The sequence below is a fragment of the Defluviitoga sp. genome, assembly GCF_035349255.1.
GTDB lineage: Bacteria > Thermotogota > Thermotogae > Petrotogales > Petrotogaceae > Defluviitoga.
In genome coordinates this window covers 24,342-46,589 of the sequence record NZ_DAOPSE010000013.1, presented here as the reverse complement: position 1 = coordinate 46,589, position 22,248 = coordinate 24,342, and the positions used below count along the sequence as shown (strand labels likewise).

Annotated in this window: 17 protein-coding genes, 1 tRNA gene and 1 pseudogene; 11 read left to right on the top strand and 8 right to left on the bottom strand. The window is 30.7% G+C overall.

Features of this window, described 5'->3' with window-relative positions:
* The 6 genes and pseudogenes from PKN74_RS04925 to PKN74_RS04900 form a co-directional block, all read left to right on the top strand.
* A pseudogene (locus PKN74_RS04925) lies at positions 1–353 on the top strand (glycoside hydrolase family 31 protein); the annotation flags it as partial.
* A 34-nt stretch (positions 354–387) separates the two neighbouring features.
* Positions 388–492 carry a hypothetical protein gene (locus PKN74_RS04920; RefSeq protein ID WP_472309199.1) on the top strand — a complete coding sequence of 35 codons (105 nt, stop codon included), beginning with the start codon at positions 388–390 and terminating at the stop codon, positions 490–492.
* A gap of 64 nt (positions 493–556) precedes the next feature.
* On the top strand, positions 557–1,618 hold the full coding sequence (locus tag PKN74_RS04915; protein WP_472309191.1) for a substrate-binding domain-containing protein: 1,062 nt from the start codon (positions 557–559) through the stop codon (positions 1,616–1,618).
* Positions 1,619–2,797, top strand: a complete 1,179-nt coding sequence (locus PKN74_RS04910; RefSeq protein ID WP_472309189.1) for a sn-glycerol-1-phosphate dehydrogenase — start codon at positions 1,619–1,621, stop codon at positions 2,795–2,797.
* A gap of 230 nt (positions 2,798–3,027) precedes the next feature.
* Positions 3,028–3,930, top strand: coding sequence for an RluA family pseudouridine synthase (locus PKN74_RS04905; RefSeq protein WP_472309187.1), 903 nt, complete (start codon positions 3,028–3,030; stop codon positions 3,928–3,930).
* A gap of 27 nt (positions 3,931–3,957) precedes the next feature.
* On the top strand, positions 3,958–5,343 hold the full coding sequence (locus PKN74_RS04900) for a DUF5693 family protein (RefSeq protein WP_472309185.1): 1,386 nt from the start codon (positions 3,958–3,960) through the stop codon (positions 5,341–5,343).
* A gap of 420 nt (positions 5,344–5,763) precedes the next feature.
* On the opposite strand, the gene PKN74_RS04895 is transcribed toward PKN74_RS04900, so the two are convergent.
* Entirely contained in the window at positions 5,764–6,969 is a 1,206-nt protein-coding gene (locus PKN74_RS04895; protein WP_472309183.1) for a pyridoxal phosphate-dependent aminotransferase, read from the bottom strand.
* Between the two features lie 337 nt (positions 6,970–7,306).
* Here PKN74_RS04895 and PKN74_RS04890 point away from each other — a divergent pair, with 337 nt between their 5' ends.
* Both PKN74_RS04890 and PKN74_RS04885 read left to right on the top strand, forming a co-directional pair.
* A complete protein-coding gene (locus PKN74_RS04890) occupies positions 7,307–9,316 on the top strand; it encodes a S9 family peptidase (protein ID WP_472309181.1) in 2,010 nt (669 codons plus the stop codon).
* Positions 9,317–9,422: 106 nt separating this feature from the next.
* On the top strand, positions 9,423–10,022 hold the full coding sequence (locus tag PKN74_RS04885) for an ECF transporter S component (protein ID WP_472309179.1): 600 nt from the start codon (positions 9,423–9,425) through the stop codon (positions 10,020–10,022).
* A 208-nt stretch (positions 10,023–10,230) separates the two neighbouring features.
* On the opposite strand, the gene htpG is transcribed toward PKN74_RS04885, so the two are convergent.
* Positions 10,231–12,108 (bottom strand): molecular chaperone HtpG, encoded by a 1,878-nt coding sequence (gene htpG, locus PKN74_RS04880; RefSeq protein WP_472309177.1) that lies wholly within the window; start codon positions 12,106–12,108, stop codon positions 10,231–10,233.
* 314 nt (positions 12,109–12,422) lie between these two features.
* Here htpG and PKN74_RS04875 point away from each other — a divergent pair, with 314 nt between their 5' ends.
* From PKN74_RS04875 to PKN74_RS04865, 3 genes are all read left to right on the top strand, one after another.
* Positions 12,423–15,023, top strand: coding sequence for an ABC transporter permease (locus PKN74_RS04875; protein ID WP_472309175.1), 2,601 nt, complete (start codon positions 12,423–12,425; stop codon positions 15,021–15,023).
* A gap of 4 nt (positions 15,024–15,027) precedes the next feature.
* Positions 15,028–15,729: an ABC transporter ATP-binding protein gene (locus PKN74_RS04870; RefSeq protein ID WP_472309173.1), complete on the top strand. Its 702-nt coding sequence runs from the start codon at positions 15,028–15,030 to the stop codon at positions 15,727–15,729.
* 38 nt (positions 15,730–15,767) lie between these two features.
* Positions 15,768–15,842: transfer RNA gene (locus PKN74_RS04865), tRNA-Ala, on the top strand.
* Between the two features lie 64 nt (positions 15,843–15,906).
* Here PKN74_RS04865 and PKN74_RS04860 read toward each other — a convergent pair.
* The 6 genes from PKN74_RS04860 to PKN74_RS04835 all read right to left on the bottom strand — a co-directional run bounded on the left by PKN74_RS04860 (position 15,907) and on the right by PKN74_RS04835 (position 22,209).
* A complete protein-coding gene (locus PKN74_RS04860; protein WP_472309171.1) occupies positions 15,907–17,205 on the bottom strand; it encodes an ABC transporter substrate-binding protein in 1,299 nt (432 codons plus the stop codon).
* Positions 17,206–17,277: 72 nt separating this feature from the next.
* The gene (coaE, locus tag PKN74_RS04855; protein ID WP_472309169.1) at positions 17,278–17,865 is read right to left on the bottom strand and encodes a dephospho-CoA kinase; all 588 of its coding nucleotides are present in this window, start codon (positions 17,863–17,865) and stop codon (positions 17,278–17,280) included.
* 3 nt (positions 17,866–17,868) lie between these two features.
* Positions 17,869–19,242, bottom strand: a complete 1,374-nt coding sequence (locus PKN74_RS04850) for a glucose-6-phosphate isomerase (RefSeq protein WP_472309167.1) — start codon at positions 19,240–19,242, stop codon at positions 17,869–17,871.
* 311 nt (positions 19,243–19,553) lie between these two features.
* Positions 19,554–20,081: an adenine phosphoribosyltransferase gene (locus tag PKN74_RS04845; RefSeq protein WP_472309165.1), complete on the bottom strand. Its 528-nt coding sequence runs from the start codon at positions 20,079–20,081 to the stop codon at positions 19,554–19,556.
* Between the two features lie 44 nt (positions 20,082–20,125).
* Positions 20,126–21,109, bottom strand: a complete 984-nt coding sequence (gene galE, locus PKN74_RS04840) for a UDP-glucose 4-epimerase GalE (protein WP_472309163.1) — start codon at positions 21,107–21,109, stop codon at positions 20,126–20,128.
* Positions 21,110–21,126: 17 nt separating this feature from the next.
* Positions 21,127–22,209 carry a DUF933 domain-containing protein gene (locus tag PKN74_RS04835; protein ID WP_472309161.1) on the bottom strand — a complete coding sequence of 361 codons (1,083 nt, stop codon included), beginning with the start codon at positions 22,207–22,209 and terminating at the stop codon, positions 21,127–21,129.
* Positions 22,210–22,248: the final 39 nt, after the last annotated feature.

Sequence of the window (22,248 nt, the reverse complement as noted above, 5' to 3'; positions counted from 1 at the left end):
ATGAAATAATAAAAGAATTATTATTTTTGAGAGAAAAGATGAAGCCTTACATAATGAAACATATGAAAAAAGCACATGAAACAGGTGTTCCAGTAATGAGGCCTTTATTCTTTGATTTTCCAGAAGACAAAGAGACTTATGAGATGGGAGACCAATACATGTTTGGTCCCGATATTCTAGTTGCTCCTGTTGTACATGAATCAGAAAGGAAAAGGGCTGTGTATCTACCAAAAGGTGCTAAATGGAGAGAATTTGAAAAAGGGAAAGAATATGAAGGTGGTCAGTGGATAGAAGTTGATGCTCCTTTGGATAAAATACCTGTATTTACAAAGAATGGAGTAAAGATTTTCTAATTTTTAAAAATCATTGCCATGATTTGAACAATTAATTAATGGGGAATTAGAAACGAAGGAAGTAGAAATCTTTTTAATTCCATATTTCTCTTGGGCAAACAAAGAAGAAGGACCTATGAATGTTTGGTTGAGAAAATAAATGATATAATATAATTTAATATATTTTATAATAGATAAAGAAAAATTATGGAGGAATAGCTGCAGTGAAAAAAACAAAACAAGAGATAATCAAAGAATACATTTTGGATCAGATGAGAAGTGGACATTTAAAAAAAGGAGATAAGATTCTGTCAGAAAATAAATTAGCAGAATATTTCTCGGTGAGTCGACAAACAGTTCGGAAAGCCTTATCAGATTTAGAAAATGAAGGATACTTGGTCTCAAAGAGAGGTAGTGGTACTTACGTAAAATCAGTGAAGAAAAACAAGGAAAACATCGGAATACTAACTCAATCATTAACAGATTACATATTTCCCTTCATTGTGATGGGTGCAGAAGATCAACTAAAAAACACAAAGTACAAATCTTTCATAGGAAACGCAAAAAACGATCCAATTATAGAAAAAGAGATATTAGAAAGGTGGATGGATGATGGAGTTCAAGGTCTTATTGTAGACCCCGTGGTAAGTGCTACCAAACAAGCAAATATCCAACTCCTAACCCAAATCAGTGAGAAAATTCCTATGGTGATTATTAACAGCGATTTAGACATTCCCAAAGCAGGAATTTTGGTTTTGAATGATTACGAGTGTGGCGCTTTTGCAGCAGAAAAATTATTGTCTTTAGGTCATAAAAGATTAGCTGTTGTTTATAAGGCTATTCATAAAGCTACTGTTGAAAGGGCAAATGGTTTTATAGATAAAGCCAAAGAATATAAAAAGAACACTTTATACGAACTACCTTTTCATGCCCTAGAGACGTCTGATACAGCTATAAACTTAATAATGTCTCTTTTAAGTCTTCCGAAAGATATTGCCCCAACAGCAATATTTTGTTCAAATGATCTTGTTGCAATGCAAGTTGTCATGGCTGCAAAAAGATTAAGGTTAGAAATTCCAAAAGATATTTCAATAATTGGATTTGATGACGCTGATTTCGCACAAGCTTTAGAAATCTCCACTTTTAGGCATCCAAAACAAAAATTTGGAGAGAAAGCCGCACAAATGCTTTTAAAAATGATTGAAGAAAACAACAACGGCAAGGCTGAAAGAGTTGTGGAAAAGGCCGAGTTTATTGAAAGAAACAGTATAGCCGGAAAAAGTTAGGTGAAAAATGTGATTAATGATATATTAAAGCTCAACATTGATGAAATGGTAAATTTTAATTTCGATTGTGAATGTGGAAAAACTCATAAGGTTCTTATAGAAAATATTGTTGTAAAAGAAAATGGATTAAGATATCTAAACGAAGGCCTAAAAGAATTTAAAGGCAAAAACATCTTTTTGGTAGCTGATAAAAATACTTATCAAGTTTGCGGAGATAAAATAGAAATAACATTAAAAACAGAAGGATATAACTTAAATTCTTATGTTTTTCTGACTAAAAATGATCTAGTTCCTGACGAGAAAAGTATAGGTAGATTATTAATAGAAATTCCAAAAAATACTTCCCTAATCCTTGCAGTAGGCTCAGGAACCATAAACGATATATGTAGATTTATTAGTTATAAATTAGATATACCTTATGTCATAATAGCTACAGCCCCTTCGATGGATGGATATGCCTCTACTGTTTCACCACTTATTGTAGAAGGCTTCAAAATTACTTATGAAGCTATTTATCCTAAATCAATTATTGCAGATACAGACATATTGAAAGAAGCCCCCCTAGAAATGATTCATGCTGGTTTTGGAGATATATTAGGTAAATATACCTCTTTGACTGATTGGAAGCTTTCCAAAATTTTAAACGATGAATATTACTGTCAAACAACCGTAAATCTAGTAGAAAAAGCTAGAGAAAATTGTGTAGAAAATGCAGAAGAAATTAAAAAAAGAAGCGGGAAAGTTATAGGACAACTAACTGAAGCTCTTATTATTTCCGGAATAGCTATCGGCTTCATAGGTTATTCACGTCCTGCTTCTGGCGCAGAACACCATTTGGCACATTATTGGGAAATGGCAGCTTTGAGTAATAATCAACCCCATCCATTGCATGGAAACTCTGTTGGAGCTGCTACCTTAGTTATTTCAATGATTTATCAATTAATGAAAAATAAAATCCCCAAAGAGATAAATCCTCCTGATCCTGAATTTATAATTTCTATCCATGAAAAAGTAGGTTCTGTTTATAATCCAAAGGATTTAGGTATTCCAAAAGAAGTTTTTGCAGATAGCATTATACATGCAAGAGAAATCAGAAATAGGTACACTATACTTCAACTTGCTTACGAATATAATCTACTAGAAAAGTTTTCGAAAATCTTGACGGAAAAATTTTATTAAACTTAATACTAGTAAAAAAGTCCACAAAACATTAAGTGGACTTTTCATTTAATTAATTCTTTTAAGTACACAAAAAGATGTTATAATAAAAAAGATTATAAACCTTTAATAAGAATAAAAATGCCAGAGGTATTTTTTAAAAAATTTACATCTAAAAATAATTACATGCAAATTTTAGATTTTATTAGGTTATTCTTTTCAAAGGTTACATTAAGGAGGAATAAGTTAGTTTGGAAAAAGAAACACTCGTGGATGAAAAGAATTATTATTCAAGGCTAGACACGTTTATAAGAAAAAATTTTCCTGAATTGAAATTAGGTGCTATTTACAGCTTAATCAGAAGAGGATTTGTGAAAGTTAATGGTAAAAAAATCAAAAAAAATAATTATTTATTAAATATTGGAGATACGGTAGAAATAATAATAAATGAAGAAAAGTTGGAAGATATCAAAAGGCCTGTCACTCCGACGTTAAAGCCTAGACCTATGAAGTTAGAGATAATTTATGAAGATAATGAACTGTTAGTTATTAACAAACCTCCAAGAGTTTCAGTACATCCTGGTGGTAAGGAAGAAAAGGCAACAATAATTGAGGGGGTTATGTACTATTCAAAAGGTGAATTTGAGCCTCACTTAGTTCATAGATTAGACAAACTTACTTCAGGCGTCATGATTATTGCAAAATCCAAGCAAACGGCACGAGAAATTTCTAATTTAATAAAAAGTAGAGAATCGCAAAATTATTATCTGGCATTGTTAGTTGGAGAATTGAAAGACAAAAAAGGAAAATTATCAACTCCTGTAGATGAAAAAGAAGCTTATTTAAAGTACTCGGTAGTTGACAAATTTAAAACAAAAGATGGGATATTTACTTTAGTGGAAATTGAATTACTAACGGGAAGAAAGCACCAAATAAGGATTCAGTTTGCTAACTTGGGTTATCCGGTTGCTGGTGACGATACATATGGTGATAGAAAAATAAACAAAATTTTAAGAAAAAATTATAATTTAAAGAGGTTTTTCCTTCATTCAAGTAAAGTCTCTTTCAATTATAAAGGAACTCATTATGAATTCATCGCTCCACTCAGTCAAGATCTTCAAAACCTCTTAAATAAACTGAAACAAAAAAAATAGAAACAATAGAACTAATGGGGGATCTAAATGAAAAAGACAAGAAAATATGTTTTTTTTATTTCAACGATATTTTGTGCACTTTTTTTCGCATATTCTTATTACGTTGATTGGCATAATTCAAAAACATATTCATTTCTGCCGTTAGAGAATGAAATTATCGTTGCACATACAAACGGATATTCTTACTATGTGTATAAAAATTATGCCATTTTAAAAGATTTCGAAACGCAAGGCTATGAAAAAGATGAAATTTTTCTCAAAGATCTTTCATCAAAATATGACTATATTTTAGTGTCTGAGTTTTCCGATTTTGATAAACATTTTACTGCTATAAAAGATAAACTTGATAAACATATATTGAATAAAATGCGGTACTTGCATTATATTAAAGCTGCAGAAATAGATAAATTTGATGATCAAATGATAGTTCAAAGGTTTCATAGAGCTTTAAAAGAACGGAAAATACGATACTTCATGCTTCCTGAACATGAAAGGTCTTTCAATCTGATGTATTTAATTCAGCAAGATTTAGGCACACCTGTAAGCATTGAATCAATAACTTATATGTTACCTTCACCTATAATTAATTGGTTTGGTTTTGGATTAATTTCATTAAATTTATTTACCTACATTCCACTGTTTTCTGTGATTTATATTCTGTTTTTTATTTTTCTGAAAAACTGGTCATTCACTGTTGCAGCAACGTTTTTTTCAGTTATCATTTTTTTTAAAATATCAAAGGCAAACCTTTTGAAAATATTGTCTTCATCGTTGCTGTTCGGAATGTTAGTTTATATGAGTGGTTACGATAACTTATTTATATTCAAGTTAAATAACGTTAGAGGAGTTAAAATTTTGTTAATTGTATTGCCATTGTTAGTTTTATTTAAGGCTTTCAAAGATTATACAGGTTTTAGTTTTAAAAAAGGAGAATTCAAAAAGTCATTAAAAAAGATTAAAGATATAAAATTTCAAAAAACTGATATAATTTTAGTTATATTACTCGCATTTGCTGGATTCATTTATATAATAAGGAGTTCAAATTGGGCTATTGTATCTAATTTTGAAAGAAAAGTTAGAGACTCTCTAGAAAAAGTTCTGATTGCAAGGCCAAGAACAAAGGAATTGATTTCTTATCTATTTTATTACACACCTTCTCTTTCTGGTAGAACGTTTATATGGGATTTTTTCAAATCTATCTTGCCAGTTTCTATATTGGATACGTTTTTACATATACACACTCCGTTATATTTAAGTTTACTCAGAACCGTTAATGGGTTCTTAGTATCGCTAATATTATTACTCATTATTATTTTGATTGAAAATATTGTCAAAAGATTCAGAATTTCGATGATTTCTCCAGAAGATTTAACAGAAGCAAAGCGAGAACCTTCTGATATAAAGGGGGAATAACGATAGACAAATTAAAAAGATTCCTAAGAAATATTGCAATTATAGGAAGTATAGCGATCTCTGGTGTTTCTTTGTACTTATTTTATCTAGAAAATTCTAAAGGAAGACTTTTTCAGTACCATACCTTCTCTGATTTAGTAACTTTCCTTCTTATATTGTTGTTTATTGCTCTGGTAGGTTTATTAATATTTTTTTACATAAGATCACTTATGATGAAAAAATATAGTTTAGGATTTTCTTTGACTTTTTTAACAGTATTAACATTTTTATCTATTGTTTTGTATTCGTCCATGATACTAAGTGTAGTTTACGTTGCAAACCTTTTAGGATTAGCACTAGTATTTTATTTTACAAGAGATAATAAATCAAAAAAAGAAAAAAAATAATAAAGGTACGCGTAACGCATACCTTTATTATCTTCTATTTTTCTTTGCTATAGGCATAATTATAGGAGTAAACAGCCTCTTTTAATATATTACAAGCTTTTTTTAATTCTTGAGTATTTAAAACATATGCAATTCTTATTTCTTTTTTCCCTGCACCTGGGGTCGCATAAAATCCTGTTAACGGTGCAACCATTACCGTTTCCCCATCAACGTCAAATTCGGTGAGTGTCCACTTAACGAACTCTTCTGAATCGTCTATAGGTAATTCTATAGACATGTAAAAAGCACCATTAGGTTTTTGAAAAATGGCTCCTTCTATGCATTTTATTTCGTTATATGCGACATCTCTTCTATTTTGATATTCTATAATTAAATTATCGGTGTAGTCTTTTTCTAAATCATATAACAAACCTAACGTTCCACACTGTTCAATCAAGGGAGGACATAACCTTGATTGTGCAAATTTCATAACTTCTTCTAAGAACCTTTTATTTTTTGTTCCGAGAACCCCTATTCTTGCTCCACAAGTGTTATACTCTTTCGAAATACTGTCAAGAAAGATGAATCTTTCTTGATCTTCAAAATTCATAATTGAAACATGTTTTTTTCCATCGAATATAATTCCACTATATACTTCATCAGAAATTACAAAAATGTTCTTTTCTTTTGCAAAGTCTACTATTCTTTTAATTTCTTCATAGCTATAAACCGTTCCAGTAGGATTTGAGGGATTTGAAAAAATGATAGCCTTAACCTTTTTGTTATAAGCCTTTTCTAATTCGTCCCATGCCGGTATTGAATATCCATCTCTAGGATTAGCTCTCACAGGACAGAGTCTAACGTTTAGCATTTCGGCAAATCCTCTATAATTTGCGTAAAACGGCTCTATCACCATTATTTCATCTTCCGGATCTGCTACACAGGCAATTGCAAAAATAACAGCTTCGCTACCTCCGGTTGTTATTACCAAATCCTCAGGTTCGAAATCTATTCCCTTTGATTTATAATGCTTCGAAAATGCTTCTCTCAATTCATACAAACCAGCTGAATGACTGTAATAAATTATGCTTGGTGTATACTTTTTTATGCCTTCAAAAAATGCTTTTGGAGGTTCCATATCTGGTTGTCCAATATTTAAATGGTATACTTTCTTTCCTGCTTTCTTTGCCATCTCAGCATAGGGAACTAATTTTCTGATAGGTGAAGCTTGGGTATTTAAAACCCTTTTAGATAAAAACATATATACCCTCCTCCTGGTTATTATACAAACGCGCTTTCAGAAGAATTCAATAAATAATTTCAAATTTTTTGTCTTTATTTGGCTAATTTTCACTAAAAAAATAAAAAAATAAATGTTAAGATTATTAATTTTATTTTATATAATAATATACAAAGGTTAAATATATGCAATCAAAGAAAAATTTTTGTTATTACTAGATTAAAAATAAAAAAACTTCCATGTAATTTATTAAGTGATAAATTATTGAATTTTGATATACTTGATGTATAATACTATTATAAAAAATTAATTAGCTTTTCAAACTAAAATTTCCCATCAATTTAAAGGAGGAAGTAAAATGGAGCAATTGGCTTTAGATGATTTTACTAGGTACAAGTTTATATCAAGTACAAAATTTTCCCCCAATGGAGAAAATGTGGCTTTTGTGGTTCACGAGATGGATGTTGATGAAAATAAATATTTATCTAACATTTGGCTGTATAATGTTCCTACCAATAAAATAAGTAAACTCACTAGTTTTAATCAAGAAAGCTCTTTTGCTTGGCTTGATGAAAATAATATAATGTTTTCGACTGTAAGAGAAGAAAAAGACAAAAAAAGAATAGAAAAAGGTGAACCTTTTACAATCTACTATAAAATAAATATAAATGGCGGGGAAGCAGTAAAATATTTCGAAATTCCTTTAGTGGTTACAAAAATAGAATCTCTTAAAGATGGGAATTTTGTTTTAACTGGTATTTATGATAGAAAAACAAAAGATTTGATAAGTTCTTCTCCAGAAGAAAAAGAGAAATTACTGGAAAAGTTGAGAGAAGAAAAAGATTACGAAATATTAGATGAAATCCCTTTCTGGTCTAATGGAGAGGGATTTACAAATAAGAAAAGAAACAGGTTATACGTTTTTTCTTTTGATGAGAAAAAGTTAATACCTATTACTGACGAACTAACAAATGTTGAGGCTTTTAAAGTAAGTCCTGATAATAGCAATATTGTATATATATCTAATTCATTTAAAGATAAACTGGAAATTAGGTCTGATTTATATTTATACAACATTTACAATAGACAATTAGAAAAGCTAACTCATGAAGACCCTTTTAGTTATGCATATGCAGATTTTATGAAAGACAAAATAATATTTTTGGGTTCTAACATGAAAAAATATGGAGTAAATGAAAATCCTAAGTTTTATGTAATGAATATGATGACTAAAGAAGTAGAACAGATTCATACAGATTTTGACTATAGTACTTGGAGTTCAGTTGGGTCTGATTGCAGATATGGTTCGAATCAAGAATTTAAAGTTGAGGGAAACTATTTTTATTTTGAGACAACTGAATATGGAAATTCATATATTAACAGAATAGATGAAAACGGAAAAAGAGAAAAGTTGATAACAAAAAATGGGTCGGTAGATGGTTTTGATGTATTTGGTACAAGTATCGTTTTTGTTGGTATGAGAGATAACAAATTACAAGAATTATATAAGTTAAAAGATAAAAGTGAAATGCAAGTTACTACATTTAATGAATGGGTTGTCAAAGAAAAAAGTTTATCAAGGCCAGAGAGAATTACTTTTAATACCAAAGAAGGCATAGAAATAGAAGGATGGATTATGAAACCTATCGATTTTGATGAAACCAAAAAATATCCTGCAATATTAGACATACATGGTGGTCCAAAAACGGTATATAGCGGAGAAGTTTTTTTTCATGAAATGCAATATTGGTCGAATATTGGATATGTAGTAATGTTTTGCAATCCGCGAGGAAGCGATGGAAGAGGAGATGAATTTGCTGATATAAGAGGAAAGTATGGTACTATAGATTATCAGGATATTATCGATTTCGTTGATGTCGTTTTAGATAAGTTTCCTTTTGTTGACGAGAATAGATTAGGAGTTACAGGAGGCAGTTATGGTGGTTTCATGACAAATTGGATAATCGGGCATACAAATAGATTTAAAGCAGCTGCTTCTCAGAGAAGCATCGCTAATTGGATTTCAAAATTTGGAACCACAGATATTGGGTATTATTTTGTAGAAGACCAACAGGCAGCAACTCCCTGGACAAACTACGAAAAATTATGGTTTCACTCCCCCATGAAATATGCTGATAGGGTTAAAACTCCCACATTGTTCATACATTCAGAAGAAGATTATAGATGTTGGCTAGCTGAGGGGCTTCAAATGTTCACTTCGCTTAAATACAATGATGTGGAAGCAAAATTGGTATTGTTTAGGGGAGAAAATCATGAACTAAGTCGAAGTGGTAAACCAAAAAATAGAATAAGAAGGTTGAAAGAGATTTCGGAATGGTTTGACGAGCTTTTGAAACCGAACACTTAATTTTAATTATGTTTATTAATAAAATTTTTATTTCTATGTTATAATAACTATCAAATCAATTTTTTACTTTTACGAGGGACTAAAACACACTAGGATGGAGGGAAAAATGCATTCAAAAAACAAGAGATTAGTAACCATATCACTATTATCAGCTATTTCTTTTGTATTAGGATTTACTCCTTTAGGTTTTATTCCTATTCCACCTGCAAATGCTACTACTATGCATATACCCGTTATTATAGGTGCAATTTTAGAAGGCCCTATTGCAGGAATAATTATTGGATTAATATTTGGAATATCAAGCATAATACAGGCTCTTCTTAGACCCAATATTTTATCATTTGCTTTTATAAACCCCCTAGTTTCAGTGTTGCCAAGAATATTGATAGGTGTTGTTTCTTATTATTCATATAAACTTGTCTTTAACTTATTTTCTTCCAAAAAAGGTAATACAATCTCAAAAAGTGCAGACACTATCTCAATAGGAGTAAGCGCTGCTTTAGGAACTTTAACCAACACTGTAGGAGTTTTAGGTATGATGTACCTTCTGTATGCTGGGAGAATAGCAGAAGCCATGGGAATAGAAAAAACAGCCGTTGGAGCAGTGGTTTTAGCGATAGGCTTAACTAACGGTATTCCTGAAATAATAATTGCCGTATTGATAACCATAGCGGTAGTAAAAGCTGTTAAAAAAGCTGGTTACTAAGTCAAATTAGGGTAAAAGGATGCAGAAATTAAGATATATAAAATTTTTATTAGTTTAAGATTGTTAAAGTACATTAGAAAGGGCAGTTATTAACATATACATTTACCAAAAATTGAAATAGAATAAAATAAAAAAGATTATCAATTGTTGAATTTCTTATTTTGAAAAAATATAGGCGCTAGATCAAAGCGCCTATATTTTATTATTTTTACTTTTTAGCTTCAATCATTAGCTTATTTATTAGTTTTACAAATTTGTCTATTTCTTCGATTTCTAAACCTTCAATCAATAAAGATTGATTGTATAATAACTCCGCATATTCTTTTAATTCTTCCGATTCTGGGTTATTTTGATAAATATTTTCGAGTATATGAAATATTTCATGGTTAGGATTTAATTCCAGAATTTTTTCGGTTTTGAATGGGATTTGCTCAAAGTTTTTTAGTGTTTTTTCCATATTCAAAGAAATGACTTCATCAGCACTTACTATACATGCAGGAAATTCTTTTAACTTATCTGTCAATCTTACTTCTTTAACTTTATCGTTTAAATGTTCTTTTATTTTATTTAAGAGATTTTTACTTTCTTTTTCTTTCTTTTTAAAGTTTTTATCTAGTTTTACATCGGAGCTACTAATAGATTTAAACTCTTTTCCTTCGTAATCGTGCAACAATTTTATTAAAAACTCATCTATTTCATCTGTTAAATAAAGTATTTCAAAATCTTTTTCTCTAAAAGCTTCCATTTGAGGTAAACTCTCTATAGTTTTTCTGTCTTTCCCAACAGCATATAATATATAATTCCCTTGCTCTGCTTTCATCCTTTGGACATACTCCTTAAGAGTGATCATATCTTGAGAGACAGAAGATTCAAATAAAAGTAAATCCTGGATTTTGGATTTTTCATGAATATTTTGATATAGCCCTGCTTTCATAACTGGTCCAAATTCTTTCCAAAATTCTTGGTATTTTTGTCTTTCATTTTCAAGTTTTGATTTTAGCGCATCGATAATTTTCTTTTCGATATTCTTTTTGATGATTTCTAATTGTTTGCTTTTTTGAAGTATTTCCCTCGATATGTTTAAAGAAAAGTCTGGTGAATCAACTAGACCTCTAACAAATGAAAAATAATCTGGAACTAACTCTTCGCAATTATCCATTATAAACACATTTCTGGAGTATAGCTTTAGACCTTTCTTATATTCTTTAGTATAAAAGACGAACGGGATTTTTGAAGGTATGTATAATAAAGCTGTGAATTGTATAGAAGTACCTTCAGCTTTAAAGTGTATAACTTCAAAAGGATCGTTCCAATCATAAAAATTATCTTTATAAAACTGATAATATTCTTGGATAGTTATTTCTTCCTTATTTTTGCTCCACAAAGGAACCATAGAATTAAGTATTTTATCGGTTATTTTTATAATGCCTTCCTCTGTTTCTTCTTCCCATTTCATTTTTATAGGATATTTTATATAATTTGAGTATTTTTTGACTAAGGCCTGAATTTTATATTGATCCAAATAGTTCTCATTTTCATCTAAATCTTTTTTCAATTTTAAAATGACTCTAGTGCCTCTATCTTTTTTATCGTATTCCTCAATTGTATAAGTTCCACTTCCGTCTGACTCCCACCTAACACCTTTTTCTTCGTTCCATTTTCTTGTTTCAACCGTTACTTTTTCAGATACCATAAATGTAGAATAAAAACCTACACCAAATTGCCCGATAAGACTAATTACAGCATTTTCTGTTTCAGCCTCTTCTAATTTTTCTAGAAATGCTTTTGTACCAGATTTTGCAATAGTACCTAAGTTTTCTATTACTTCATCATAAGACATTCCTACTCCGTTATCTTCTATAATTAAACGATTATTAACTTCATCTACGTCTATTCTAATTTCTAATTCTTTATCTTCACCCAATACAGTCGGATCCTTTAAAGAAATAAGTCTCATTTTATCAAGTGCGTCTGATGCATTCGAAATCACTTCTCTAAGAAAAATATCTCTGTGAGTATAAATAGAGTTAATCATCAAATTTAATAATTGTTTCGTTTCAGCTTGAAATTCTTTCACTTCAGACATTTTTTCTCCTCCTACCTATTAAGTTTTTAATACTTTTTAAAATATATAAAGTTTAATATAAAAATGTGTCATGTAGAATTAATTTAATGAAGGAAAACGGAGTTAAATCACTCTTAACTAATAATTGCTAATAATATTATATCATAGTATTTACAGATTAACTTAAAGTTATTATTTTTTTCTTTTGCTATTAAACTCTACTTTAAAAATATTTAATATACAAAAAGTGACTTTTTTTATTAATATGTAGAATTTTTTCTATTAATTTGATAAAATAAAGTGTAGTATAATTAATTATCTCAGGAGATGATTCTGTGTTTACTTTGAAATTCGCCTTGCGTAATTTCATTAAGAAATGGGAACTTACTATTTTATTGATTATTGGTGCGATAATTCCATCTCTTTTAACTGTTTCCTCTCTTTCACTCAATGATTCGATTCAAGCTTATAGACATTCTCAAATAGAAAGAAATTTTGGAGAAGTTGACGCATACATAGTTAACAATAACTCAAATATGTTTTTCTCGTTTCCAGTATCTCAAATGGCTTTAGACAATCTAAAAGAAAGCAGGTACACTAAAAACGTACTTTCTGTCTCGGAAAACCTTGGAAGATTAGAAAAAGATAATAAATTTTTAGAAGTTTTAATCCTAGCAACCAATGAAGAAGATCTTAGTTCGTTTGTAGATGAAAATGTAGTTTTAAAACCTGGTAAGGTTGTTGTAGGAAAAGACGCTGCAGAAAAGCTTGCCCTAAATTTACAAGATATCGTCACTGTTCATATGAGTGGAGGAAGCAGAAATTTAGAAGTTTCTTATATTGGAGAAAGTGGTTTTCTTAATTATAAAGGAGACATGGGTCAATATCCAGGATCTATATTCGTCTGTGTTGAAGATTTCTCAGGTAGCTTTATTTTCCCTTCCAAAGCTTATGTAGACTTTGTAGATTCAGAAAAATTTAACATCGAAGAACTAAACTTACCTCCAAATTTAGAAATAGTATTCTTAAAAGATAACTTCCTGAATTCACCTATGAACGAAGCTCTAGGTTACATAATGTTTGCTTTTAACTCATTCGCACTTTTATCAGGTATAATATTAATAATTGTTTTTGGAAATAGTTTGGCAAACGAACAAGAAAAAAATGTTGGAATATTGAGAATTCTAGGACTAAAAAGAACTAAAGTTATGTTTATCTTTTTTCTTCAAACTATCTTTTATTTTGGTTTTTCCTCTATAATCGGATGCATATTAGGGGGACAAATTGGTAAACAACTGTTAAAAAAATTAGTTTTGATAGCAAATAGCATACCTTATGATTCCAGATCCGGTTTCACCTTACCACCTTTTGTTATAAGTCCGAAAACAATTTTTATTGGTTTCATGATAGGTATAATTATCCCTCTTATTATATTTATAAAAAAAGGACTTGAAATAACACTTAGTTCGCCTATCGACTCATTAAGAAAAGATATAGAAGAATATAATCCTCATTCTTCTGTTGGATGGTTGTGCTTTATCTTGATTCTAATTGGCATTTTAATAACCATTTTATTTAAAGAATTTGCGATTTTAGGATTAATTTGTATTTCATTAGGATTCATTATTTGGCTAAAAAATCCTTATTTGAATGTCAGTTTGTCTATTTTATTTATAATTCTTAGTAAAACAATATTTGATGTGGCAAAAAATTCGTTTTCATTTAATTTTATTTTTCAAAGAATTGCATTACTTGTAGTTAGTTCCATTTTATTTTTTACTTCGATAATTCCCATATTAAAAAAATTATCAAAATCTTTTTCCGCAAAAAAATCTTTGCCATATCTCTTAGGGTTTTCATATGTTGAGAGATTTCCTCTACGAGTATTGTTGTTATCACTAATGTTTGGAACTGTTATTTTTGGTATAATAGTTATTGCTTCTGTACCTTCAAATTTGGTAAAATTTGTTGACTCATATACAAATGAGGGATTATTTGGCTATAATTTTGTCGTCGTTTCAAACCCCTTTAAGAATGGAAATGATACTCAAGATATTCTAGTACATGATGGAATTAACCGACCTTCCAGGGTCAATGTAGCGCTTTTAAATTCTGAATTGATAGTTTTTGTTGATGATTCTTTTCTTGAAACTGTTGAACTACCATTTGAGGAAAATAATCAATGGAGAGAGGATTTAAAAAAACCCGGGTCTATTATCTACGGAAAGTTTATAGATGATGAAGAAGTTCCTGACAAAGTAAACGGTGTTTTAAGTTCTATTTTTCCATTAGGTGGCAATAGTAAAGGAATGTATGATGTTGTTGGATACTTCTATTTAAAAGATGTAGTAATACCTATAAGATATGTTGCTCATGTAAACAGTATACCTGTAAATATTAAAAGTCTTGAAATATTGCTTGGAAACGCAAATAATTCCAACATAAACGAATTAAACAAGAGTTACATGTCTGACTTTGACTATCCGATCTTTTTAGAAGATATTCTTAATAGCGTTTTTAACGGTGTTGATAATATCATATCCTTAACAACTAGTATGTTATACCTGGGCTTAATAAGTGGTTTTTCGGGGTTAGCTTTATATTCTTTTAGATCTTGTAAACTTCGTAGTCGTGTAATCGGAACTTTGATAGCTATTGGAGCTAATTCCAAAGATATCATCCAAGGTTTCATGATTGAAAATTTTACTATAGTCTCAATTGGTTCTCTTATAGGTTTAAGTTGTGGATACCTTGTTTCTAAAGATCTTGTTCTGGCAATATTCCAATTTATGGGAACTTTTAATTTTTATTTTCCTATTTTAAAAGTAGTTGCCATAATTATATTAGTTTATCTGATTTCCTTTTTCACTTTATTGATACCGGCTCGGCAGGTATCAAAAATATCACCTGCAGAAAGCATGAAGGAGCTTGAATAGATAGATGTATAGTGAAAATTCGGTTCTAATAAAAGCAATTGACTTGAATAAAATATATAATGATAAGCGCGTTAAAGTCGAGGCTTTAAAAAATGTTTCTTTGACTATTCACAAAGGGGAATTTATAGCTATCTTAGGACCATCTGGATCAGGGAAAACTACCTTATTAAATTGTCTTGCAGCTATTGATTATCCAACAGCAGGAGAGGTTTACTTCAAAGGCATCCCTTTTCAAAATTTGAAAGAAGAAGAAAGAACAGCATTTAGAGCTAAAAATATGGGTTTTGTTTTCCAATTTTTTAACTTAGTCCCTGTTTTAACGGTGCTAGAAAATGTTGAATTACCATTATTGATTCTAGGAAGCAAAAATAAGGAAGCAAAAGAGAAAGCATATGAAGTTCTTAAAAAATTAAAGTTAGAAAGTAAAGTTGATAGATTTCCTTATGAGCTTTCAGGTGGTGAACAACAGAGAGTCGCGATAGGAAGAGCTATAGTACATTCTCCTGAAGTGATCTGGGCCGATGAACCGACAGGAAACCTTGATTCAGAAACAGGCGAAAAAATTATCGACCTCTTAGAACAAATTAGAGAAGAAAATGGTACAACCCTTGTAATTGTCACTCATGACCTTAATATTGCTAAAAAGGCTGATAGAATATTATTTATAAGGGATGGAGTATTAAAAGAGCATTTTGAAATAGGGTAATATTAAAATCATTTGTGTGGCAATATATACTTTTTTGTGGGGTTGTAGCGCAGCGGGAGCGCGTTGCCTTCGCAAGGCAAAGGCCGTGGGTTCGAATCCCATCAACTCCACCAGTAAAAAACTTGGGCTGTTATGTACATTACAGCCCAAGTTTTTATTCAATTCTTTATAATGAATCTATTGAGCTAACTCCCCTGTTTCTGTGAGTAATGTTTCCATAACGTTTACAATAGAGTCATATGTTTCATCTATTGTAGCAAAATCATTTAAGAAATTTGCAAATAATGTACTAATATTACTTCTTATTTCATCCCACGCAGCTGGTTTTGGATCAGGAATAGCAGTTTCTAACTCATTGAGAGCTATAGTTGGCTTTACATCGTTAGCAGTATAAGCCTTCCATTGCGCAACATTCACAACATCTCTTCTAATTGGAACATATCCAGTGTTAATAGACCAATATACAACATTAACCGGATCCACTAAAAATTTAAGAAATCTCCAAGCCGCATCTTTCTGCTCTTGAGTTACCCAACTAAACATTACTAAATCGGTACCTGCAATTGGTGAGCGAGGAACTCCATCAACAGAGGGAAGTGGTGCCCAAGAAACCCCATGTTTCCCTCGAGAAGATTGTTCAGCGTAAGTTAATCCAGCAACTGTGCCCATATACGCAGCAATTTCTCCTGCTCCAAAAGGTTGGTCTAAATGAGCATTTTGGAAGAAAGCATAACCTGAATCTTTAAGGTCTTTTATTAATTTTAATACTTCTTTTGTTTTTTGCTCATCTAAAATTATCTTATATTTTCCTTCTCCCACATATTCTAGAAATGTCACATTGTGAGCATATAAAAATATTTGGAGATCGTCTATAAAATTTCTTACTCCCAATCCATAAATATCTATTGTTCCATCAAAATCTATGTCTAAAGTTAAAGTTTCGGATACCGACCATAGTTCTTCTATAGTCTTTGGGGGTTCCAAACCGAATAAATCGAAAAGATCTGTGTTGTAATAATATGTATACACAGATTTATTAAAAGGTATTCCATAGACTGTCTCTCCCCAAGTAACAATTTCCTTTAATACAGGAAAAACCTGATTATCCCAGGCATCCTTCATCTCTGGATCATTTTCTATGTATCCATTAAGTGGTTCAACTACGCCTGAAAATAAATATTTCGCTGTCCAGTTAGCGTATGCTTGAGAAATAGCGGGAAGATCTGTTTTGCTTCCTTGACTGTAAGCTGTAATAGTGGAAAGAAGTTTTTGGTTTAAAGCACTATAGTTTCCTACATAAATGGGGATAACTTGAATATCAGGATTTTCTTTATTAAATGTTTCTACTAACGAGTTCAAAGTCTCTCCAAGTTGAGCTCCCATAGCGTGCCAGAACTCAATCTTTACTTGAGAAATACCAAAAACACACATAGATAAAATAACCAACGTTAATACGACTTTTTTCAACAGACACACCTCCTATAAATTTAGAGTTTGTGCTTTGAAACATATATATACCTCTAATTTCATTTATGTGTAAAAGAAATTTTATTCTCTCAGTAAATCTTTTAAAATCTTTTCAATTTCTTGTTCCAACTCATCAAGTTTGCTTTTATTATTTATTTTAAAGTCATAAGGACCAAAATCAAGATTTTGTTGTGAGATTATGATATTTTTTGCTTTCTTTAAAGGTAACCCTCTATCGTTATGAAGCCTCTCTATTCTTAGATCCTCTGGAGCATCTACATATATAATTTTGTCACATAGACAATGCAATCCTATTTTATATAGTAAGGCTGCATCTAAAATAATTATATCATTTTTATCTGACAACTTCTTTATTTCTTTTTCAACTTGGTTAAAAATTTTGGGATGAACTATTGAATTCAACTCTTCTAACTTTTTTGGATTCGAAAACACAACTTCACCTAACTTTTTTCTTGATACTTCACCTTTCTCATCAAATACTCCCTCACCAAAATTCTCTTTTATCTTATTTTTAACAGAAAAAAAGGTTAGGACCTCATGTCCAACTCTGTCTACGTCTATAATTTTGACATTTGAAAGCTTTTTTTTAATTAACTCACAAACAGTACTTTTACCTGAGCCTGCAGGTCCTGTTATTCCGATAACCATATTTTAGATGATCACCTGTTTTTTGTTTTTAATTTGTTTTTCAACATTTTCTCTCACATCTTCATATCCCATCCTATTCATCAAAGCAAAAGTAACTGTTTTTCCTAACTCAACTCCAGGCTGATCATAAGGATTTATCTCCAAAAGCATTCCCATCACAACTGTTTGAAATTCGTATGCAAAGAAAAATTGACCAATATTATATGGGTTTGTTTGAGGAAAAATAACTTTTAAATTAGGCCTGTTATTCTCAGTAAGTGCGTATTCTGTTGCCTTAAGTTCTGCATTTAAAAGAGTTGAAAGAGATTTGCCACCTAAATAAGACAATTCTGAAAATTCTTCATGAATTTTTGGAATAATTATGTTTCTTTGAAAATTTTCTAATTGAAGAAAGGTTATTATTTTATCATAAGGTCCTTCGTTATAAAGTTGAACTTGAGAATGCTGATCAGTTGCTCCTAACGCTTTAATAGGTGTTTGACCTACATTGACTACATCACCCTTAAGATTATATTTCTTTCCTAAACTTTCTGCCCACAATTGTCGATACCAATCAGCTAAAAGGTAGAGTTTATTTGAATAAGCCATCATAACAGATATATTATAGCCTCTTTGATAATACAAATAATGAATTAAAGCATTTAATGCTGCAGGATTTTCCCAAATATTAGGATTAGTTACCTTTTTATGCATATCTTTTGCGCCATTATATAAATCGATTATGTCTATACCACTTGCCAAAGCTGAAAGCAAACCTACTGGAGTTAATACACTGAATCTACCTCCAATATGAGGTGGAATCTCTAAAGTCCTAATTCCTTCTCTTTCCGCTATCTTCTTTAAAACACCTTTTTCTGGATCTGTGGTAAATAAAAAATGAGATTTGGGATCTAAACCATAACATTCAACTATTCCACGGGCTACCAGATAGTTAGCCATAGCTTCTGCTGTAGTACCAGATTTTGAGATCACATTAAAAAGCGTTGTTCTTGGATCTATTTGATCCAAATTTGAAGCAACAAAATCAGGATCAACATTGTCTATTATAAATATTTTTGGAGTTTTTCGTATCTCTCGCGGTAACACATTATAATTGAGTGGATTAAGCGCTACCTGCAAAGCTTGGTTACCTAAGGCAGAACCTCCAATTCCTAAAACTACCACACTTTCAAAACTTTGAACCCAATTTTTGAGATCTAAGACCCTGTCTATATATACCCTAGTAAAAGGTAAATTCAAAAATCCTGGATTCTCTTTTAAAATTCTTTCCACAATTTCTTCTATTTTATCCGAGTACTGGTTAATTTCTTCTTCACTCAGACCATTTTCTATATTTGGCTGAAAAACATTTGAAAAGTCAAACTTTATACCTTTCATTTTTGTGCACCTCCCGTGTATGCCTGTTTTAGATACTTTAAAAATTTTTTAACTTATTTAGCACATATTACTATTTTTATGCTTTTGTCAAATATCCTTGACTTCAAACTTCTTCGAATCTAAATTATATTTGCATGTTTGATGTTTTAATAAAGTGGCATAAAGTAAAGCATGATAAATCTACCCTATAATCTACTCATCCACAATAAATTAAAATTTTTATCGTAGAAAATTCCTTTTTAAAATTTTTTGTTTATTTATTATATCATCATTTTTGCGATATGTTACGTTTTTTGATTACATGTCTTTATCTAATATTTAATCACACTAGCTATTTCAAGATCTTTTAAAGTTTGTCTTGGGTTTAAGTAAGTAAGCTCAGCCAAACATGCAACTCCAACAACTATCCCACCAGCCTGCTCCACTAGTTTTCTGATGGCTTCAGTGGTTCCTCCAGTTGCTAAAACATCATCAACTATTATTACTTTTTCTCCTTTATCTATGGCGTCAACATGCATTTCTAACGTTGCTCTTCCATATTCTAATTCATAAGAAATTGAGTAAGTTTTATAAGGCAGTTTTCCAGGTTTTCTTATTGGGACAAACTCTTTTTCCATTTTATAGGCAAGCGGTGCAGCAAAAATGAACCCTCTTGACTCGGGAGAAACTATGCAATCAAAATCCCATTTATCTATTAAATCAGATATTTTATCTAGTGAGAATCGAAAAATTTTTGGATTTTTTAAAAGTGGTGTAATATCTTTAAAAATAACACCTTTCTCAGGGAAATCTGGTATATCTCTAATAAACTTTTTGATTTCGTCTATTTCTTTTGGCATGCCTTATCCTCCTATTTACTGTCAAATAAATTTTAGAAATATTATTAAAAGTTTTTATGCTGCTCAAATTTTTTATGCCATCTCCAAGCGTCTAAAATAATCTTTTCTAAATCTGAACTTTTAGGAGTCCACCCTAAAACTTTTTTGGCCCTTTCACATGAAGCTACTAATACAGCAGGGTCCCCAGGTCTTCGTGAAGTAATTTCAAAATCAATATCTTTCGAAGTTACTTTTTTAGCTGTTTCTAGCACTTCCAATACAGTAAATCCTTTACCATTCCCCAAATTAAATACTTCTGACTCATCTTCAGATTTCATCCATTCCATAGCCTTAATGTGAGCATCTATCAAATCCATAACGTGGATATAATCTCTTACAGGCGTTCCATCCTTTGTGGGATAATCATTACCGTATATAAAAACTTTTTCTCTTTTTCCCACCGCTGTTTGAAGCACTATTGGAATCAAGTGAGTTTCAGGATCATGTGCTTCACCAATACTACCATCATAATAAGCGCCTGCCGCATTAAAATAACGTAACGCTACATATCTTATCTTATTTAGTCTGGAGAACCATTCCAAAATTTCTTCTATCATTAGTTTAGATTGACCATAAACACTTGTAGGATTTTTGGGTTGGTCCTCAGTTATTGGTATCTTTTCAGGATTACCATAAACTGCTGCACTGGAAGAGAATACAATATATCTTACATTATATTCTATCATAGCCTCTATTAAATTTAAAGTACCACAAACATTACCTTTAAAGTATTTCATCGGATTTTCCATAGACTCTCCAACGAGAGAATATGCTGCAAAATGGTAAACTTCATCTATATTGTAATTATTAAATACTTTTTTTATATCTTCTTTATTTCTTAAATCCCCTTCAACTACATCTAAATCTTTTACAGCCCATTTATGGCCCCTCTCAAAATTATCAAATACCACCACTTCTTTTCCATCTTCTTTTAATTTTTTAACAAGATGAGATCCTATGTAACCTCCTCCACCTGTAACAAGAATCATATTTCCACCTCTCTTTTTTAAGCGTTAGCTCTTATAGTTAATATGTATCCATCTTCAACAATCTCATCTTTCCCTGCTAGTTTCCATAGACCTTTCTCTTTTAATTTATCTTCACTTCCATATCTAACCAAATCTTCAAATTTCATGACTTCTGCTCTGATAAAATTTTTTTCAAAATCAGTATGTATTTTACCTGCTGCTTCTTTCATTGTAATACCTTTTTTTACTGTCCATGCCCTTACTTCATTCTCTATAACAGTAAAAAATGAAATAAGCCCCACATGATTATAAACTATTTTTGCTAATCTTTCAATACCGGGTTCCTCAATAGATAATTCCTTCAGGAATAGCTCTCTATCTTTTTCGTCTTCTAATTCATTTATCTCTACTTCCATTTTCCCATCTAATTCTATGTAGGCAAAAAATTGTTTTTCACATTCTTCTAAAACTTTTTCTTTGTTCTCATATTTCTTTGTCAATAGTTGATTATCATCGACATTAACACAAACTATCGTTGGTTTCAAAGTAAATAAAGCTAATGAACCTACTAATTTTTGTTCTTCTTCACTTAACCCGATTTTGGATGCAAAAATTCCTTCTTCTAGACTTCCTTTTACTCTATTTAATAATGCTTCTTCTTTTTCTTCTAAAAAAGAAACTTTTCCCTTCTTTTTTTGGGTTTCCAATCTAATTAATCTGTTTTCAACAATTTCTAAATCACGAATAATTAATTCTGTTTCTAAAATTTCCAATTGTTTCATTGGATTATCAGCACCCTCTGGCCAGGGAACAGAAAGATTATTAAACGCCCTCAATACCATCAATAAAGCGTCTACATTTTGAATCATTTGAAAAATCCTTGATTTTTCTTTAGGATCGCCTTTGTAATCAAAACTTGGTATATCTAGAAAATCTAAAGTAGCATACACTACCCTTTTGGGTTTGTAAATTTTCGCAAGTTCGTCTACCCTTTTATCTTTAATTTGAGCAGTTCTTTTTACCGCCTCTCTTTTATAACTTTCATCAATATCTGCATTAGTTAAAAGTTTAAATATGGTAGTTTTTCCTGATAAGGCGAGTCCAAATAAGCCAATTTCCACCACAATTCACCTCTTTTTAGATTACAAAAACTTCTTATA

What these genes read in the sequence shown, in the direction of transcription:
- PKN74_RS04900 (WP_472309185.1), top strand. Translation starts at nt 3,958, where the DNA reads ATGAAAAAGACAAGAAAATATGTTTTTTTTATTTCAACGATATTTTGT.
- PKN74_RS04895 (WP_472309183.1), bottom strand. Translation starts at nt 6,969, where the DNA reads ATGTTTTTATCTAAAAGGGTTTTAAATACCCAAGCTTCACCTATCAGA.
- PKN74_RS04890 (WP_472309181.1), top strand. Translation starts at nt 7,307, where the DNA reads ATGGAGCAATTGGCTTTAGATGATTTTACTAGGTACAAGTTTATATCA.
- PKN74_RS04885 (WP_472309179.1), top strand. Translation starts at nt 9,423, where the DNA reads ATGCATTCAAAAAACAAGAGATTAGTAACCATATCACTATTATCAGCT.
- htpG (WP_472309177.1), bottom strand. Translation starts at nt 12,108, where the DNA reads ATGTCTGAAGTGAAAGAATTTCAAGCTGAAACGAAACAATTATTAAAT.
- PKN74_RS04870 (WP_472309173.1), top strand. Translation starts at nt 15,028, where the DNA reads ATGTATAGTGAAAATTCGGTTCTAATAAAAGCAATTGACTTGAATAAA.
- coaE (WP_472309169.1), bottom strand. Translation starts at nt 17,865, where the DNA reads ATGGTTATCGGAATAACAGGACCTGCAGGCTCAGGTAAAAGTACTGTT.
- PKN74_RS04850 (WP_472309167.1), bottom strand. Translation starts at nt 19,242, where the DNA reads ATGAAAGGTATAAAGTTTGACTTTTCAAATGTTTTTCAGCCAAATATA.
- PKN74_RS04845 (WP_472309165.1), bottom strand. Translation starts at nt 20,081, where the DNA reads ATGCCAAAAGAAATAGACGAAATCAAAAAGTTTATTAGAGATATACCA.
- galE (WP_472309163.1), bottom strand. Translation starts at nt 21,109, where the DNA reads ATGATTCTTGTTACAGGTGGAGGAGGTTACATAGGATCTCATCTTGTT.